Genomic DNA, 18453 nt, shown 5'->3' with positions numbered 1-18453 from the left:
ATCGTCTTTTTCTTTTATCAATTTATCCAATCATTTTCTATAGCTGCCGGTTATAAATCAAAGCGAAGAAGGCAAAAGTAAAGATGTAGCCAAAACATGAGTGTTCTGGTGTGGGTAAGGAGCGAGGAGAGTGAAAAATGAATGCCCGAAAAGATGAGAAAAGCCATTGGTGTGATTCTCCTTGTTTCTTTAATAAGTACAGGGTTTATGAGCATAGTGAAGGAATACATCAGCATTCCAACAAATGTTGCTGTATTTGAAAAACAGAAGCACTCAATTGACACATCAATAGAAGCGTCAGCCAATGCTTCTTCACAAGCCTTTAGTCTTTCAGAGAAAAAGAATCAGCTTGAAGTAACAGGACAAAAGGCGGGAAAAGCCGAAATTGTTTATGATTTTAAAGGATTTCCTATTAAGAAAACAAAAGTCGACGTTCTCCCTGAATTAAAAGTCGTTCCTGGAGGACAATCCATTGGCGTCAAGCTCCACTCTGTAGGAGTTCTCGTTGTAGGTTTTCATCAAATCACAACAGCAGACGGCAAAAAATCACCAGGCGAAGCCGCAGGCATTCAATCAGGGGATATGATCATTGAAATCAATGGTCAAAAGATGGAGAAAATGAATGACCTCACCCCATTTATCCAGAAAGCAGGGAAAACAGGTGAAACGCTTCGTTTACTCATAAAAAGAGACCATAAAACCTTTCAAACAACATTAACACCCGCAAAAGATGCAAGTGAAGGCACCTATCGAATTGGTCTTTACATTCGAGATTCCGCAGCAGGAATCGGCACGATGACCTTCTTTGAACCATCTTCTAAAAAATATGGTGCCCTAGGGCATGTCATTTCTGACATGGATACAAAAAAACCAATTGTTGTCGACAATGGTGAAATTGTCAGATCAACCGTAACATCGATTGAAAAAGGCACAGGAGGCAATCCTGGAGAAAAATTGGCAAGATTCTCTTCCGAACGAAAAACGATAGGTGATATATCCCGCAACAGCCCATTTGGTATCTTTGGTACGTTAACCGAAAAGCTTGAAAATCATGTATCAGACAAACCGCTTCCAGTCGCTTTATCAAATGAAGTAAAAGAAGGTCCAGCAGAAATTTTAACCGTTGTGGATCATGATAAAGTGGAGAAGTTTGATATTAAAATCGTCAGCACGACTCCGCAGAAATTCCCGGCAACAAAAGGGATGGTATTGAAGGTAACAGATGAGCGTCTTTTAAGTAAAACGGGCGGTATCGTCCAAGGTATGAGCGGAAGCCCTATCATCCAAAACGGAAAAGTCATCGGGGCAGTCACACACGTTTTCGTCAATGACCCGACAAGTGGCTACGGCGTACACATTGAATGGATGCTGTCAGAAGCAGGCATCGATCTTTATCAAAAAAACAAAAAAGCAAGCTGATCATCAAACTGCCGCGAATCTTCCGGCAGTTTTTTTCTTCCCTTTCTTTCTCTGCCATCATGTTATAAAATAAGGAAAAAGAGATTTTTCGACAAAATGGAAAATGGTATGTTGTCAAATTGCAATAATCGTCGATTCGTTAAGAAAAACGTAGAAAAAGCTAGATAATGCTCTATTATTCGGAAAATTAAAGTTTTTTAAAGGGGATGGCATGGTTTTGTCGAATTGAACACTCAGAAGAGAAATGCAAAAGACTAAAGGAATCGACATTGGGGAGGAAAGAACGTGGAGAAAATTAAAGTGTGTGTAGCTGATGACAATCGAGAGCTTGTTGGCCTTTTGACAGAGTATATTGAGGGACAGGAAGATATGGAAGTACTTGGCGTGGCGTATAATGGTCAGGAATGTCTAACATTATTTAAAGATAAAGAGCCCGACGTTCTCCTCTTAGATATTATCATGCCTCATTTAGACGGTCTTGCTGTACTGGAACGCCTCCGTGAAAACAATGACATGACCAAACAGCCAAGTGTGATTATGCTAACGGCGTTTGGACAAGAAGATGTCACGAAAAAAGCAGTTGATCTAGGCGCATCTTATTTCATCTTAAAGCCATTTGATATGGAAAACCTAGTCGGTCATATTCGTCAAGTCAGTGGAAACGGCACACAAGTCACCCATCGATCTTCATCTATCCAAAACAGTGTCCTTCGAAACAAACCTGAACCGAAACGCAGAAACTTAGATGCGAGCATTACAACGATTATTCATGAGATTGGCGTCCCGGCTCATATTAAAGGTTACTTATACTTAAGAGAAGCCATTTCGATGGTGTACAATGACATCGAGCTTCTCGGAAGCATCACAAAAGTGTTGTATCCAGACATCGCGAAGAAATTTAACACGACCGCGAGCAGAGTAGAACGAGCGATTCGTCATGCGATTGAAGTGGCTTGGAGCAGAGGAAACATTGATTCCATTTCCTCACTCTTTGGTTATACAGTCAGCATGTCTAAAGCAAAACCAACCAATTCTGAATTTATCGCAATGGTGGCTGATCGTCTGCGCTTAGAGCATAGAGCAAGCTAGTTCATTTTCATAAAAAACGTTTCTTCAAAGAGACGTTTTTTTATTTTGAAAAATATTGTCAAAAATTGGTTGTGTTGATACAATCATCTTATTGTCTCATTTAAACAACTCAGCTTGATTTATTTTCAGAATAAAATGAACAATAAAGCATGAAAGAAATGGGTATGACATAAATTAGTGGTAATCAGCTACGCCAATCAATTGTTTGGTCTTCAAAATAGAAGAAGGAAACGCTCATTCTTAAGAAAAAGGATGAGAGGAAAAGGTCTGATGAATTTGGTAAATAAAGCAAATGAGATCGAAAGTTCTATTTCTATTGACCTGATCGGTTGGCGTTTTAAAGTCACTGGCTTCTTAGAGATTGTGCCATTTGAACTGAATATTCCCATTGTCGAATTTAATAATTTTCACATTCTTTTACTATGCTATAATAATGAAAAGAAGAGGGTGAGGTTATGGGAAAGCTGAAAATCCACTCTGCTGAGGTAGCGAACGAAATTAGCAAGTGGACGAGGGTCATTTCTCAAAATGACCTAGAAAAATCTGCTATCTATAAAGAGAAAATTCAGAATTTGCTAAAAAATACAGATGAAGACCGCGAAGTTCTCCTGTATTATCAGCTTGTGAATGGCCGACATGAAATGTTACTTGGAAATATTGAAAAAGCCAATCACATTATGAAGAGTGTCGGAACGCTTGATGAGAAAGCAGATGACATTATTAATTTTTATTTTTACTTTTACAAAGGCCAATATGCTGCATATGTGAAAAAGTATGATGAAGCCATCAGTTTTTACAAAATTGCAGAACAGCGTCTAAAGCGTGTGAATGAGGACCTTGAAGTAGGGACTTTTCATCATAAGGTTGCTTCAATCTATTACGAACTGAAACAAAATTTCATATCCATTAATCATATTAAAAAAGCCATCGATACGTTCAAAGCGCATGAAGAATATACAGCGCAGGCGATTGACAGCTTGATTTTACATGCAAGTAATTGTATCGATTTGATCCAATTTGACGAAGCGGAGGAAAAATACCAAGAAGCACTTGAGAAAAGTAAACGCATTAACAATGAAGTGCTGATTGGGAAATGCTATCACAATTTAGCCGTTCTTTATTATGCGAAGCATGATTACGAAAAAAGCGCACAATATGCCAAAAAAGGGATGGGCATTCAAATGCACCGTGACAATAGCCATTATTACATCCAATCTTTATACGTTCTGGCAAATGCCTTGGTTCATCTAGGAGATCAAGTGGCGAAAGAATATATTAAAGAGGGCATTCAGTATAGCTGTGATATCCAAAATAATGAATATATAGTAAAATTTGAAATTTTAGATTTAATGTGCGAAAATAGTGGAGCAGCAGACGTATTCTCTGAAAAATTAGACTACATAGAAAAAAATAGATTATATGTGGAGCTTGAGGATTTGTCTGAACAAATATCGAAATACTTCAAGGAACGAAATGACTATCAAAACGCCATTCGTTTTCTTGAAAAGAAATTCGATGCACAAATACTTCAAAAGAAAGTGGAGGTTATCTTATGAAAAAGTTGTTGTTAGGTTTAACCGTCGTTACAGCAGTCGCAGTTGTTTCTTCCCTTTTTGCTCTTGACGCAGAGACGACAGAGCAAGCCATCAGAGCGATTACGTGATCGAATTTATACAGAACCTCTTCGTACAAATCAGAAGAGGTTTTTTTATGTGCTTAAACTGGAAAAACGAAAAGAGACACGTCATAATGAAAGGAAGCATCATACTTAGAGGTGACCTATGACGAAAATTTTTGCACACAGAGGTTTTAAAGGAATCTACCCTGAAAATACCATGATAGCCTTTGAGCATGCACTCCATTCTGGAGCTGACGGAATTGAGCTGGATGTTCAGCTGACGAAAGATGGCAGGCTTGCTGTCATTCACGATGAGAAGCTGAACAGAACAACGAATATGAAAGGCTTAGTGAAAGACTATACATATGAAGAGTTAAAAGCAGGAGATGCGAGTCATTCTTTTTATGAAGAAACCGGTGCTGTATCCATTCCTCTTTTGGAGGAAGTATTGGAGCTCGTGACGCAGCAATCATCACTCATCATCAATATTGAACTGAAAAACTCCATTTATCGATATCCAGGTATTGAAGAGAAGGTAAAGGAGCAAATTAAACACTTTCAAATAGAAGATCGTGTACTTGTCTCATCGTTTCATCATGGGAGTTTAGCTCTTTTTCACAAGCTGATGCCGCATGTTGAGCTTGCTGTTCTCACAATGGATGTCATTCATCAGCCAGAGATGTACATAAAAACAGTACCTGCAAGAGGTTATCACCCGAATATAAAGGGCGCAGGGGTAACAAAAGAAGTCGTATCGGCTCTCCATGCCGCCCAGCAAGTGATCAGACCATTTACAGTAAACAGTGAAAAGCAAATGAAAAACATGTTTTCCTTAAGTGTCGACGGAATTTTCACTGATTTCCCTGATAGAGCCGTCAAAATAAGAGAAGAAATGAAATAAAGACCTGCGATCAGCAGCGGGTCTTTTTTCATGTTTATCTCTGTTTAAAGCGGGTGGTCACTTTATTTCGTTTGCGGTCTCTATATAAAATAAAGCCAGCGACTACGTAAAGACCTCCCCCTAAAAAAACCAACCCTGCAATTCCTTGCAGCCATAAAAATGGAAATGGTGCAATGATGATACCGAAAACAGTGTCACGCAAAAGCTTAATTCCAAGTGCAGCAAGCGCGCCAGGTATTAAAATAATCACTAATGCAAGTATTCTCCCCATCAAATGTCCCCTTAAACGTCATTTACTTCCATTGTCTAATTCAAAAAATATTTTGTCAAGAAAGGAAAACGTGGTAATATAAGAGTTGTGCAATTTTTTGCAACGGAAAAATATGGTGTGCAAATTTTTTCATATAAAGGGGTAACGGGATGCAGAGAGTCTTGATTGTCGGTGCTGGACAGGGTGGATCAGCTTTGCTTGAAACATTGCTGAAAACAAATATGATTCAAATCGTTGCAATCGCCGACCTTGATCTTGAGGCACCGGGGATGGTAGAAGCGAAAAAGAATGGAATTGATACGACAACGGATTGGAAAGAATACATAAAAGATGACATTGATATCATCATTGAAACAACGGGCAGTTCAGCTGTGCTGAAAGAACTGATGGAAGAAAAAACAGAGCAGTCTGTCATTGTTCCAAGTTCGATGGCATACGTCATATCAGAATTAATGTCAGAAAAGCATCAGCTTATACAAATATTAAAGGAACAAACCTATAAACATGACCGCATTTTTAATGCAACGAACGATGGCATGATTTTTATTAATATGGATGAAGAAGTCGTTCTGTTTAATCGATCGGCTGCCAAAATGGTTGGAAGATCGCAAAAAGATGCGATTGGCCGGCACATACGTGAAGTGATCCCAAATACAAAACTCCCCGATATTTTAAGGTCGAGGGAGCCAGAATTTCATCAAAAACAATTTCTGAATCAGCAAATACAAATTGTCACAACGCGTTTGCCGATTATTGATGACGCAGGAAGAATGCTAGGCGCTCTATCCATTTTTAAAGATATTACAGATGCAGTGGAGCTTGCGGAAGAAGTCACAAACCTGAAAGAAGTGCGCACAATGCTTGAGGCCATCATTCAATCATCAGATGAAGCGATATCCGTCGTAGATGAGCAAGGGAAAGGAATTTTAATCAACCGAGCTTACACGAAAATGACGGGGTTAACAGACAAAGAGGTTGTGGGCAAACCAGCAGGTGCGGATATTTCTGAAGGGGAAAGCATGCATTTGAAGGTGCTTGAAACAAGAAGGCCGGTTCGAGGCGTCAGAATGAAAGTCGGACCTAATAAGAAGGATGTGATCGTCAACGTAGCGCCAGTGATCGTTGATGGTATTTTAAAAGGCAGCGTCGGCGTCATTCATGATGTATCAGAAATTCAATCACTCACGAATGAATTAAATAAAGCAAGACAGCTCATCCGGACACTTGAAGCAAAGTACACTTTTGAAGACATTATTGGAGAAAGTGAGCAAATGCTTGTGGCGCTTGAGCAGGCAAAGCTAGGGGCTAAAACCCCAGCCACCATTTTACTTAGGGGAGAATCAGGTACTGGGAAAGAGCTATTTGCACACGCTATACACAATGAAAGTGACCGGAAATATAATCGCTTTGTAAGAGTCAACTGTGCTGCCTTATCAGAAACTCTTTTAGAGTCAGAGCTTTTTGGCTATGAGGAAGGCGCATTTTCTGGTGCGAGGCGCGGCGGGAAGAAAGGGCTGTTTGAAGAAGCGAATCACGGCAGCATCTTTTTAGATGAAATTGGTGAAATGACGCCAAGTACACAAGCGAAATTATTACGCGTGATGCAGGAGAAAGAAATTGTTAGAGTAGGCGGAACAAAAGCGATACCAGTTGATGTGCGTGTGATTACCGCAACAAATGTCAATATTGAAAAAGCGATGGCAGAAGGGAAGTTCAGAGAGGACTTATATTATCGGATGAACAGATATCCGATTTCGATTCCGCCACTAAGGCAGCGACTTGAAGATATTGACTCCTTAAGTAAACGCCTTATTCAGAAAATCAATTTAGACTATGGTCGAAATGTGAGCGGCTTAACGGAAGGGGCGCTCGATAGACTTCGATCCTACAGCTGGCCTGGGAACGTAAGAGAACTGGAAAATGTCCTTGGACGAGCCATGATCTTTTTGAATCCGCAAGAAGAATGGATCGATGAAGATCATATTTCCTTCATGGAATCAGAAGAGCAGGAAGAAAAAGAGCAGCAGGAACTGGCTGTCAGTCAATTTGAGGGAGAGACCCTTTCGGATGCTGTTGAAGCGTTTGAAGCGCAGCTCATTAAACAAACCCTTGAAAAGCATCAATTCAACCGCACGAAAACAGCGAAAACGTTAGGGATTAGCATTCGGAATCTTTACTATAAAATGGATAAATATCAACTTGCAAAAGATAGCATGCAATAAAATGCACGTTGCCTGCAAAAAGCTGCATGTATTTCATGCGAAATGCCTTATTTCGCTGCGTTTCAAGCTGGCATAGAACTTGCATATAAAAACCATGAACCCGAGCATAAGGAAAGGTGGGCATATATGAAGCTTGACGATCTGATTATGAAAGCCGCCCAGTTGCAGAATAAAACTGCTGCTGTGGCTCATGCAGAAGACGAAGAAGTGCTTCATGCCATCAAGATGGCAATTGAACGAAAGGTCGCTCGCTTCCTGCTGGTTGGGAACAAGCGCAACCTGAAGGAGCTGGTGAAACAGCATGAGATCAATGAAGACTGGATAGATATTATTCACTCGGATTCTCCTGAAGAATCAGCCAAAATTGCCGTGCAGGCAGTGAGTGAGAAGCATGCAGATATATTGATGAAGGGGCATGTCACGACAGCCGTTCTATTAAAAGCGGTGCTGAATAAAGAGTACGGGCTGCGGACGGCGAGTGTACTATCACATGTCGCGGCATTCGAAGTGCCGGGCTTTGATCGGTTTATTTATGTCACAGATTCTGGGATGAACATCGCGCCCGATTTAAACATGTTCAAAGAGATTACGATCAATGCTGTTCAAGTAGCGCAAGCTGTTGGAAATGACATGCCAAAGGTGGCCGTGTTATCTGCGGTAGAGGTCGTGAACCCGGCAATGGATTCCACTTTGACAGCGGCAAGCCTGGCGCAAATGAATAAGCGAGGTCAAATTTCTGGCTGCCTCATTGACGGGCCTCTGGCATTAGACAATGCCATTTCTCAAACAGCAGCTTCTCATAAAAATATTACGAGTGATGTCGCCGGTCATGCAGATATTTTGCTTGTGCCAACGATTGAAGCAGGGAACATTCTTTATAAATCTCTCATCTACTTTGCACATGCAAAGGTGGGAGCTGTGGTGGCAGGAGCGAAGGCACCGATTGCTTTAACAAGCCGGTCGGATACAGCCGAAAGTAAGCTTTATTCAATTGCACTTGCCATCTGTACATCAAATTAAGCGAAAGTTATAGGAGGAATAAACAATGGAACTTTTTAAATATATGGAACGATACGATTATGAGCAGCTTGTATTTTGTCAGGATGAACAATCTGGCTTAAAAGCGATTATTGCCATTCATGATACAACACTTGGCCCAGCACTAGGCGGGACAAGAATGTGGACGTATGAAAACGAAGAAGCAGCAATCGAAGATGCACTTCGTCTAGCAAGAGGCATGACTTATAAAAACGCAGCAGCAGGCCTGAATCTTGGCGGCGGGAAAACAGTCATCATCGGTGACCCGAGAAAAGATAAAAATGAAGAAATGTTCCGTGCGTTTGGACGCTACATACAAGGATTAAATGGCCGCTATATCACAGCGGAGGATGTCGGTACAACGGTAGAAGACATGGATCTGATTCATGAAGAAACAGACTTTGTGACAGGTATTTCTCCTGCATTTGGTTCATCCGGAAACCCGTCTCCTGTTACGGCTTACGGTGTATATAAAGGGATGAAAGCTGCTGCCAAAGCTGCATTTGGAACCGACTCACTAGAAGGAAAAACGATTGCAGTCCAAGGTGTTGGGAATGTCGCCTACAATTTGTGTAAACATCTGCACGAAGAAGGCGCACAGCTAATTGTCACAGATATCAACAAAGACTCTGTAAAACGAGCTGTAGAAGACTTTGGCGCAAAAGCTGTAGACCCTGACGATATTTATGATCAAGCATGTGATATTTATGCCCCTTGTGCACTTGGTGCAACGATTAATGATGTAACGATTCCTAAGCTGAAAGCAAAGGTCATCGCAGGTGCAGCGAATAACCAGCTGAGAGAAACGCATCACGGCGATCTGATTCATGAAATGGGTATTGTGTATGCACCTGATTATGTGATCAATGCAGGCGGTGTGATTAACGTTGCTGATGAGCTTTATGGCTATAATGCAGATCGTGCGATGAAAAAGGTAGAAGGTATTTACCAAAATATTGAACGCGTGATTGAAATTTCAAACCGTGATGCCATTCCAACTTATAAAGCGGCAGACCGATTGGCGGAGGAGCGAATTGAAAGAATGCGCAAATCAAGAAGTCAATTCCTGCAAAATGGCCAACATATTTTAAGTCGTCGCTAATTTGAAGAATGAGTTGAAACGGAGGTTTTGTTTTTGCTGACAAAAGAATGGCGTATTCTCACAATTAATCCTGGCTCTACTTCAACAAAAATTGGTGTGTTTCACAATGAACGATCTATTTTTGAAACGACACTCAGACATACAGATGAGGAATTAAAGCAGTTTCCACATATCATTGATCAGTTTTCATTTCGTCAAGAAACAATCCTGAAGACGCTGCATGAACAAGGAATGAACATCTCAAAGTTTGATGCAGTTTGTGCGCGCGGCGGTCTTCTTCGTCCGATTGAAGGTGGCACATATGAAGTCAATGAGCAAATGGTGCAAGACTTGAAAGAAGGATATGCTGGCCAGCATGCATCAAATCTGGGCGGTATCATTGCACGAGAAATTGCACTTGGTTTGAACATCCCAGCTTTTATTGTCGATCCAGTTGTAGTGGATGAGCTAAAGCCAATTGCTCGTATTTCAGGGCTGCCAACGATTGAAAGAAAAAGCATCTTCCATGCATTAAATCAAAAAGCAGTCGCAAGAAAAACAGCTGCATCCTTTGGGAAGCGCTACGAAGATTTGAATATGATTATTACACATATGGGCGGCGGCATCACCATTGGTGTCCATGAAAAAGGTAAAGTCATTGATGTCAATAACGGACTGCATGGCGAAGGACCTTTCAGTCCGGAGCGAGCGGGGACCCTGCCAACAGGTGACCTCGTCAATCTTTGCTTTTCTGGTCAGTACAGCCAAGAGGAAATGCTGAAACGCATTATTGGTGAAGGTGGTCTTGCGGGCTACCTTGGTACGACAGATGCTGTGAAAGTTGAGCGCATGATTGAAGCAGGCGATGAACGGGCGGCGCTGATTTATGAAGCGATGTGCTATCAAATTGCCAAGGAAATCGGTGCGGCTAGTGCTGTCTTAAAAGGCGCAGTTGACGTTATTGTGTTAACAGGCGGACTTGCGTACAGCAAACAAATTACATCAAGTATTAGAGGTCACATTGACTGGATTTCAGATGTTGTCGTGTATCCAGGCGAAAATGAACTGCAATCCTTAGCAGAAGGTGCACTTCGTATTTTAAAAGAAGAAGAATCTCCGAAAGAATACCCAAATGATCAACGGATGAAGAAAGGAGTGACTAGTCATGGCAACTGAATATGACCTCGTCATTCTTGGTGGAGGCACAGGCGGCTATGTAGCGGCCATTCGTGCCTCACAGCTTGGATTAAAAACAGCAGTTGTAGAAAAAGAAAAGCTTGGCGGAACATGTCTGCATAAAGGATGCATTCCGTCTAAAGCACTGCTTAGAAGTGCTGAAGTCTATCAAACCGTCAAACGTGCTGCTGATTTTGGCGTTGAGGCAAACGGCATTGCCTTGCAGTTTGCCAATGTGCAGAAAAGAAAAGCAGAGATTGTAGAGAAACTAGCAGGCGGCGTCAAATATTTAATGAAACAAGGGAAAATAGATGTTTATGAAGGGATCGGCCGTATTCTTGGTCCATCTATCTTTTCGCCAATGCCAGGAACCATCTCCGTAGAAATGGCAAATGGAGATGAAAATGAGATGCTCATTCCAAAGCAGGTCATCGTTGCGACAGGTTCAAGACCGCGTGTGCTGCCTGGACTTGAAGCAGATGGGACGCATATTCTAACATCAGATGATGCACTAGAACTGCCAGAGCTTCCGCAGTCGATGCTCATTGTCGGCGGCGGGGTAATCGGAATCGAGTGGGCTTCCATGCTCAATGATTTTGGTGTGAAGGTGACAGTGATTGAATTTGCAGACCGCATATTGCCAACAGAGGATCATGACATTTCTAAAGAAATGGAAAAGCTTTTATCTAAAAAAGGCATCACCTTTGTGACAAATGCGAAAGTACTGCCAGATACCGTCAAAAAACAGGAGAATCTCGTGACGATTCAAGCAGAAAAGGATGGAGACATTCAGACGTTTGAAGCGGAAAAACTTCTTCTATCAGTCGGCAGAGTACCAAATATTGAAGGCATTGGTCTTGAAAACACGGACATTCAAACAGAAAAACAAGGCATTGTCGTGAATGAACATTATCAAACGAAAGAATCACATATTTATGCAATAGGAGATGTTATTGGCGGGCTTCAGCTGGCACATGTGGCTTCACACGAAGGCATGATTGCTGTGGAGCATATGGCTGGGAAAGATCCGAAGCCGCTCGATGAAACGCTCGTTTCTAAATGTGTTTATTCTCACCCAGAAACCGCTAGTGTTGGACTCACTGAACAGGCGGCAAAAGAGCAAGGCTTCGAAGTCAAAATGGGGAAATTTCCATTTATGGCGATCGGAAAAGCACTTGTGTACGGGGAGTCAGATGGATTCGTCAAAATCATTGCTGATCAAAAGACAGATGATATTTTAGGGATTCATATGATTGGTCCTCATGTCACAGATATGATATCTGAAGCTGGATTAGCCAAAGTACTTGATGCAACGCCGTGGGAAGTCGGGCAAACAATTCACCCGCACCCAACCTTATCAGAGGCGATTGGCGAGGCTGCCCTTGCTGTTGACGGGAAAGCGATCCATTTTTAATCAAGGAGGGAAATAAGATGAGTAACATGCGTCATCATGAATTAGGATTATCAGATGAACAAGCAATTGATATATACAGAACAATGCTTCTAGCAAGAAAAATTGATGAACGGATGTGGCTTTTAAACCGTTCTGGTAAAATTCCATTCGTCATTTCTTGTCAAGGGCAGGAAGCGCAGCAAGTCGGTGCTGCTTTCGCTCTCAATAGAGAAGAGGATTACGTCTTGCCTTACTACCGTGATATGGGGGTTGTCCTCGCATTTGGGATGACAGCAAAAGATTTAATGATGTCAGGTTTCGCAAAACAAGACGATCCAAGCTCAGGCGGAAGACAGATGCCAGGGCATTTTGGACAGAAATCAAATCGAATTGTGACAGGATCTTCACCTGTTACAACGCAGGTTCCTCATGCAGTTGGCATCGCACTTGCTGGACGTCTAGATCAGAAAAACTTTGTCAGCTTTGTCACGTTCGGTGAGGGCTCTTCAAACCAAGGTGATTTCCACGAAGGCGCTAACTTCGCTGCTGTGCATAAGCTGCCTGTTATTTTCATGTGTGAAAACAATAAGTACGCGATTTCCGTACCGTATGACAAACAAGTAGCATGTGAACGCATTTCAGATCGTGCGATTGGATACGGAATGCCTGGCGTAACCGTTGATGGCAATGATCCGCTTGAAGTATATGCCGCTGTCAAAGAAGCGAGAGACCGTGCAGCAAAAGGCGAAGGACCAACGTTGATTGAAACGATCTCTTACCGTTTAACTGCGCATTCAAGTGATGACGATGATTCAAGCTATCGAGAAAAAGAAGAAGTGCTCGAAGCGAGAAAGAAAGATCCGCTCATCCAATATGAAACGTATTTAACCGAAGGAAACATCATGACTTCAGAAATGAAAGAAGAGATGACAAAAGAAATCATGCAAATCGTAAACGAAGCCACTGATGAAGCGGAAAACGCTGCTTATGCTGATGCTGAAAGCGCACTTCGTTACGTGTATGCGGAGTAAGGGGGAATAAAAATGCCTGTTATGTCATATATAGACGCCATTACACTGGCGATGAAAGAAGAAATGGAGCGAGATCCGAAAGTGTTTGTGCTCGGAGAGGATGTCGGGAAAAAGGGCGGCGTATTTAAAGCGACAGCGGGTCTTTATGAGCAATTCGGAGAAGCGCGCGTCATGGATACACCTCTTGCAGAATCAGCCATTGCTGGTGTAGGGATTGGAGCAGCGATGTATGGAATGCGCCCAATTGCTGAGATGCAATTTGCGGATTTTATCATGCCTGCTATTAACCAAATCATTTCAGAGGCTGCGAAAATTAGATACCGCTCAAATAACGATTGGAGCTGTCCAATGGTCATCCGCGCACCTTATGGGGGCGGAGTTCACGGGGCGCTTTATCATTCACAATCAGTTGAAGCGATCTTTGCCAACCAGCCTGGTTTGAAGATTGTCATGCCTTCTACGCCTTATGATGTAAAAGGTCTTTTAAAAGCTGCGGTGCGTGATCCAGATCCTGTATTGTTCTTTGAACACAAACGTGCCTACCGTCTTATTAAAGGAGAAGTACCTGAAGAGGATTACACACTCCCTATTGGAAAAGCAGATGTGAAACGTGAAGGTGATGATATCACGGTCATTACATATGGCCTCTGCGTCCATTTTGCATTGCAAGCAGCAGACCGCCTTGCAAAAGACGGCATTTCTGCGCATATTCTCGATTTGAGAACAGTGTACCCGCTTGATCAGGAAGCCATTATTGAAGCGGCATCAAAAACAGGCAAAGTGCTTCTTTTAACGGAAGATACAAAAGAGGGCAGCATCATGAGTGAGGTAGCGGCGATCATATCAGAGCATTGCTTATTTGATTTAGACGCACCAATCAAACGTCTAGCCGGACCAGAAATCCCGGCAATGCCTTATGCACCGACGATGGAAAAATTCTTCATGGTCAACCCAGATAAGGTTGAAGCTGAAATGAGAGAGCTAGCGGCGTTTTAAGAAAGAGGAGGGTTTCAAGTGGCAATTGAACAAATGAAAATGCCTCAGTTAGGTGAAAGTGTAACAGAAGGAACCATCAGCAAATGGCTCGTTTCACCTGGCGATCATGTGAATAAATACGATCCTATTGCGGAAGTTATGACGGATAAAGTGAACGCAGAAGTCCCGTCATCTTTTACAGGAACGATTACAAAGCTATCGGCTGAAGAAGGCGATACACTGCAAGTAGGAGAAGTGTTCTGTGAAATTGAAGTAGAAGGTAGCTCACAGCAGAGTGCGAAAGAAGAAGCGGCACCTGAGCAAAGTGAAGCACCTGAAGCAGATCAAACAAAAGAGAATCAAAGTCAAAAGAAACGCTACTCTCCAGCAGTCCTTCGGTTAGCAGATGAGCACAGCATTGATTTAGCGGCAGTGCAAGGAACGGGAGCAGGCGGACGAATCACAAGAAAAGATTTACTTCAGCTCATTGAAAACGGCGGCATGCAAGAGAAGACAGCACCTGGCAATGAACAGGCGGTCAAGCCAGAGCCTGTGCAGCCATCAAAACCAAAAGCGGCGCCTTCCATCTCTACAATGCCTGGTGATGTTGAAGTGCCAGTCACGCCAATCAGACAGGCGATTGCGGCAAATATGCTGAGAAGCAAACATGAAATTCCGCATGCATGGACGATGATGGAAGTTGATGTGACAAACCTTGTGACTAGAAGAAATCAGCTCAAGGACCAATTTAAAGCAAAAGAAGGCTTTAATTTGACGTTCTTTGCGTTCTTTGTCAAAGCAGTGGCTCAGGGCTTAAAGGAATTCCCAGAAATGAACAGCATGTGGGCTGGAGATAAAATTGTGCAAAAGAAAGCGATCAATGTCTCGATTGCTGTTGCGACTGATGACGCTCTTTTTGTTCCAGTTATTAAGGATGCAGATGAAAAAACGATTAAAGGCATCGCCAAGGAAATTCATGAGCTTGCTTCCAAGGTGAGACAAGGTACGCTGAAGCAAAGTGACATGGAAGGCGGCACCTTCACTGTAAACAACACGGGATCATTTGGTTCTGTACAATCTATGGGAATCATCAATTATCCGCAAGCGGCGATTTTACAAGTAGAATCGATCGTGAAGCGTCCAATGATTGTAAATGGTATGATTGCAGCAAGAGACATGGTCAACCTTTGTCTCTCATTAGATCACAGAGTTCTTGATGGTCTTGTATGCGGCAGATTCCTTCAACGGATTAAACAAATCCTTGAAGGCATTGATGAGCAAACATCTGTTTACTAAAACAAGAATGTCCCCCTCCCGCTAAGGAGAGGGGGATTTCCACATGATGAGAAAGGAGCGATGGTATGTCTGGACTAGACTTTTTTGCGTTTTTAACGATTGGACTCATGTTTATCACAGCAATTGCGTTCGCTTTTCTTCGATATATTTCTAAATCACGCAACCATCCTGAAAGATTACTACTGATCATATCAATCGTTTCAATGATTCAAATTGTGTATTGCTTGCTGATTGTCGGTGGATTTAAAGGAGCAGCGAATAGCCTCTTAGGAATTTCTCTTCTTGCCGGGACGCTGCTTGGTTATGCACTTGAATATTTATACAGACGCTATATCAAAAAAACGCCCGAAAAAGAATGATCTCGGGCGTTTTCTTTATTCTGCTGGAACAATAAAGGTCAAATGTTGTTTTAACACTTCTAAAGAAGCAGGGGCTGTCATGTACACTTCGCCATCTGTATCAGCATCCATTTCCTCTTTTGTGTGAATCTGAATATTGGATGCTTGAATGAGAGACAGATCGCCGGTGAAATCCTCCAGCTCTTCCCGGTTCATAGAAAAGATTTCTTTTAGAGCAGAGAAGCTCGTATTTCTGCAAATTAAGATTTCCGCTTTCCCATCATCAATCGCTGCACTCGGCAAATCAATTTTATTTGTTCCGATGAAATGTCCATTCATGACAAGAACGATGACAGCGTCCTCTTCCCAGCTTTCCTCCTCTGTTTCAATTCGTACGTGAAAAGGATCTGTTTGCTGTAAGGTGCGCAGGGCACTTGTGAAGTAGCTAATTTTGCCGAGTACAGCTTTTTCCTTGTCATTAATATTGTTGGATGTGTCTGCAATCAGCCCGATGCCCCAAAAGTTTAACAAGTATCGATCTCCTGCTTTGATTAAGTCGACCTTTTTTTCTACGCCGTTTACAATCATTTGAGCGGCTTTCTGCATTTGTTGCGGAATACCAAGCGTTCTAGAAAAGTCATTGCATGTCCCGCCTGGTAAAATCGCTACAGCTGGCCTTTTTTCTAAACCACCGATTCCATTCATACATTCATGCACAGTTCCATCTCCACCTAATATGATAAGCAATTCTATCGTCTCATCAATTGTGCGACAGAATTCATAAGCATCATTTGGCTGCTTTGTTGGTTTAAGAATGAGTTCATCAATATGTAGAGAAAGAAGAGGTACTGTTTGACCGAGAACTTTTTCCATGTTTTTTTGTCCAGCATTTCCATTATAAATGAGCATCGCTTTTTTGAATTGTGCCATCACGCAGTTCTCCCTTTCATCTCTTTATCATCACTTTTCCCCAATTTCGCGGCGTATAAACGATGTTCAGAAAAAGTGGGGAATGAAAAGACAACACATTTGCCCGCAGGCGTTTTCCTTGATATGATGTTGTTAAAATGGTTTTGGCATGCTAAAGGAGTGGACGGACAATGAATATTGATTTTAATTTATTTATGAATGATATTGTGAAACAAGCGAGAGAAGAGATCAAACAGGCTGGCTATAATGAGCTTACATCAGCTGAAGAAGTGGATGAAGCCCTGTCTAAAGAAGGCACGGCACTTGTGATGGTGAATTCAGTATGCGGATGTGCTGGCGGTATTGCAAGACCAGCTGCAGGCTATTCTGTTCATTACGATAAGCGTCCAGATCAATTGCTGACAGTGTTTGCTGGACAAGACAAAGAGGCAACCGCAAGAGCCCGTGAATACTTTGAAGGCTTCCCGCCATCTTCACCATCCTTTGCATTATTAAAAGATGGAAAAATCATTAAAATGGTCGAACGTCATGAAATTGAAGGGCACGAACCAATGGAAGTCGTGTCAAAGCTTCAAGCTGCATTCGATGAGCATTGCAAAGAAATTTAACATGTGACGTTTGAATGATGACATATAAAGCAGTCCGGTCTTTAGATCGGTCTGCTTTTTGTTATATAAGACCATTGAATCAAAATAATTTTAGCGAAATACTATTGCATCTTAAAAAGAAAGTGTTTAAAATACATTATAGTGAATAAATATTCAAAACAATACATGATTTTAAATACTAGGAGGCACTATCTTATGAAAAAGTGGTTATTATTACTTATGACAGCTGGTCTTGCAGCTGCACTCGCAGCTTGCGGAACTTCTTCTAATAATTCAAACGCATCAGGAGATGACAAAACACTCGTTATGGCGACATCAGCAGATTATCCGCCATTTGAATCAAAAGACGGAGATAAAATTGTCGGTTTTGATGTTGATCTTGCAACAGCACTAGCGAAAAAGAACGGCTACAAGCTAGAAATTCAAGATATGGATTTCGCAAGCCTTGTCTCAGCCCTTAAAACAAACAAAGCTGATATTGTCCTAGCAGGAATGACACCAGATGAAAAGCGTAAAAAACAAGTAGACTTCTCTGATGTTTATTACAATGCTAAAAACTTAGTTGTCTCAAAGAAATCTAGCGGAATGAAAACAGAGAAAGACTTAAAAGATAAAACAGTCGGCGTTCAATTAGGTTCAATCCAGCAAGATGAAGCAAACAGTTTGCAAAAGAAATATAACTTAAAAGTGGAAGACCGTAATAAAATCTCTGATATCATTCAAGAGATTAAAGCAGGCCGTTTTGATGCAGCTATTATTGAAGATAAAGTAGCAGCGGGCTATTTAAAGAAAGAGAAAGACTTTCAGGCTTTTGACCTTAGTGGGTCAACAAATAATGGTTCAGCCATTGCATTCAAGAAAAATAGCGACTTAACAGCTAAATTTAATAAATCATTAAAAGAAATGCAAGACAATGGCGAACTTGATAAATTAATTAAAAAATGGTTTGCTGATGAAAAATAAGTCAGGAAAAGGATCAGCGTCATTCATGAAAATTCAGTAGAAAGCGCTGAAAAGTTCAACTCATGTTGAACTTTTTTCCTGTTTTATTTTTTGATTTCGTATGA

17 protein-coding genes are annotated in these 18453 nt (G+C 41.7%); 15 read left to right on the top strand and 2 right to left on the bottom strand.

Annotation, left to right across the window (positions count from 1 at the left end; translation table 11 throughout):
- Positions 1-141 precede the first annotated feature (141 nt).
- From spoIVB to CKW02_RS11110, 4 genes are all read left to right on the top strand, one after another.
- Positions 142-1419, top strand: coding sequence for a SpoIVB peptidase (gene spoIVB / locus CKW02_RS11130; RefSeq protein WP_003215755.1), 1278 nt, complete (start codon positions 142-144; stop codon positions 1417-1419).
- 285 nt (positions 1420-1704) lie between these two features.
- Positions 1705-2508 (top strand): sporulation transcription factor Spo0A, encoded by an 804-nt coding sequence (gene spo0A / locus CKW02_RS11125; protein WP_003215740.1) that lies wholly within the window; start codon positions 1705-1707, stop codon positions 2506-2508.
- Between the two features lie 455 nt (positions 2509-2963).
- A complete protein-coding gene (locus CKW02_RS11115) occupies positions 2964-4064 on the top strand; it encodes a Rap family tetratricopeptide repeat protein (protein WP_003215741.1) in 1101 nt (366 codons plus the stop codon).
- Positions 4065-4289: 225 nt separating this feature from the next.
- Positions 4290-5027 carry a glycerophosphodiester phosphodiesterase gene (locus tag CKW02_RS11110; RefSeq protein ID WP_003215878.1) on the top strand — a complete coding sequence of 246 codons (738 nt, stop codon included), beginning with the start codon at positions 4290-4292 and terminating at the stop codon, positions 5025-5027.
- Between the two features lie 34 nt (positions 5028-5061).
- Here the strand turns inward: CKW02_RS11110 and CKW02_RS11105 are convergent, their stop codons facing one another.
- On the bottom strand, positions 5062-5298 hold the full coding sequence (locus CKW02_RS11105) for a DUF2627 domain-containing protein (RefSeq protein ID WP_003215815.1): 237 nt from the start codon (positions 5296-5298) through the stop codon (positions 5062-5064).
- A gap of 149 nt (positions 5299-5447) precedes the next feature.
- Between CKW02_RS11105 and CKW02_RS11100 the strand changes: the two genes are divergently transcribed.
- The 9 genes from CKW02_RS11100 (at position 5448) to CKW02_RS11060 (ending at position 15869) form a co-directional block, all read left to right on the top strand.
- Positions 5448-7520: a sigma-54 interaction domain-containing protein gene (locus CKW02_RS11100; RefSeq protein WP_003215592.1), complete on the top strand. Its 2073-nt coding sequence runs from the start codon at positions 5448-5450 to the stop codon at positions 7518-7520.
- A gap of 42 nt (positions 7521-7562) precedes the next feature.
- The gene (gene yqiS / locus CKW02_RS11095; RefSeq protein WP_223251154.1) at positions 7563-8540 is read left to right on the top strand and encodes a phosphate butyryltransferase; all 978 of its coding nucleotides are present in this window, start codon (positions 7563-7565) and stop codon (positions 8538-8540) included.
- A gap of 25 nt (positions 8541-8565) precedes the next feature.
- Positions 8566-9660: a branched-chain amino acid dehydrogenase gene (bcd, locus tag CKW02_RS11090; protein ID WP_003215658.1), complete on the top strand. Its 1095-nt coding sequence runs from the start codon at positions 8566-8568 to the stop codon at positions 9658-9660.
- 33 nt (positions 9661-9693) lie between these two features.
- Positions 9694-10815, top strand: coding sequence for a butyrate kinase (gene buk, locus CKW02_RS11085; protein ID WP_003215820.1), 1122 nt, complete (start codon positions 9694-9696; stop codon positions 10813-10815).
- The gene (gene lpdA, locus CKW02_RS11080) at positions 10805-12229 is read left to right on the top strand and encodes a dihydrolipoyl dehydrogenase (RefSeq protein ID WP_003216029.1); all 1425 of its coding nucleotides are present in this window, start codon (positions 10805-10807) and stop codon (positions 12227-12229) included. The genes buk and lpdA overlap by 11 nt, the downstream gene beginning before the upstream one ends.
- A gap of 17 nt (positions 12230-12246) precedes the next feature.
- Entirely contained in the window at positions 12247-13239 is a 993-nt protein-coding gene (locus CKW02_RS11075) for a thiamine pyrophosphate-dependent dehydrogenase E1 component subunit alpha (RefSeq protein WP_003215622.1), read from the top strand.
- A 12-nt stretch (positions 13240-13251) separates the two neighbouring features.
- Positions 13252-14235, top strand: a complete 984-nt coding sequence (locus CKW02_RS11070) for an alpha-ketoacid dehydrogenase subunit beta (RefSeq protein ID WP_003215848.1) — start codon at positions 13252-13254, stop codon at positions 14233-14235.
- An 18-nt stretch (positions 14236-14253) separates the two neighbouring features.
- Complete coding sequence (locus CKW02_RS11065) at positions 14254-15510, top strand: dihydrolipoamide acetyltransferase family protein (protein ID WP_003216146.1); 1257 nt, start codon at positions 14254-14256, stop codon at positions 15508-15510.
- A gap of 65 nt (positions 15511-15575) precedes the next feature.
- Positions 15576-15869: a YesK family protein gene (locus CKW02_RS11060; RefSeq protein WP_034620389.1), complete on the top strand. Its 294-nt coding sequence runs from the start codon at positions 15576-15578 to the stop codon at positions 15867-15869.
- A 15-nt stretch (positions 15870-15884) separates the two neighbouring features.
- Here CKW02_RS11060 and CKW02_RS11055 read toward each other — a convergent pair whose 3' ends face one another.
- On the bottom strand, positions 15885-16778 hold the full coding sequence (locus tag CKW02_RS11055) for a YegS/Rv2252/BmrU family lipid kinase (protein WP_003215698.1): 894 nt from the start codon (positions 16776-16778) through the stop codon (positions 15885-15887).
- Between the two features lie 170 nt (positions 16779-16948).
- Here CKW02_RS11055 and CKW02_RS11050 point away from each other — a divergent pair, with 170 nt between their 5' ends.
- Together CKW02_RS11050 and CKW02_RS11045 are read left to right on the top strand one after the other, a co-directional pair.
- Positions 16949-17386 carry a BrxA/BrxB family bacilliredoxin gene (locus CKW02_RS11050; protein WP_003215907.1) on the top strand — a complete coding sequence of 146 codons (438 nt, stop codon included), beginning with the start codon at positions 16949-16951 and terminating at the stop codon, positions 17384-17386.
- 195 nt (positions 17387-17581) lie between these two features.
- Positions 17582-18349, top strand: coding sequence for a transporter substrate-binding domain-containing protein (locus CKW02_RS11045; protein WP_003215516.1), 768 nt, complete (start codon positions 17582-17584; stop codon positions 18347-18349).
- Positions 18350-18453 lie beyond the last annotated feature (104 nt).

This window comes from Bacillus pumilus (assembly GCF_900186955.1).
Classification (GTDB): domain Bacteria; phylum Bacillota; class Bacilli; order Bacillales; family Bacillaceae; genus Bacillus; species Bacillus pumilus.
Note: the sequence above shows the minus strand (reverse complement) of the source record. Positions and strands in the feature narration are given on the sequence as shown.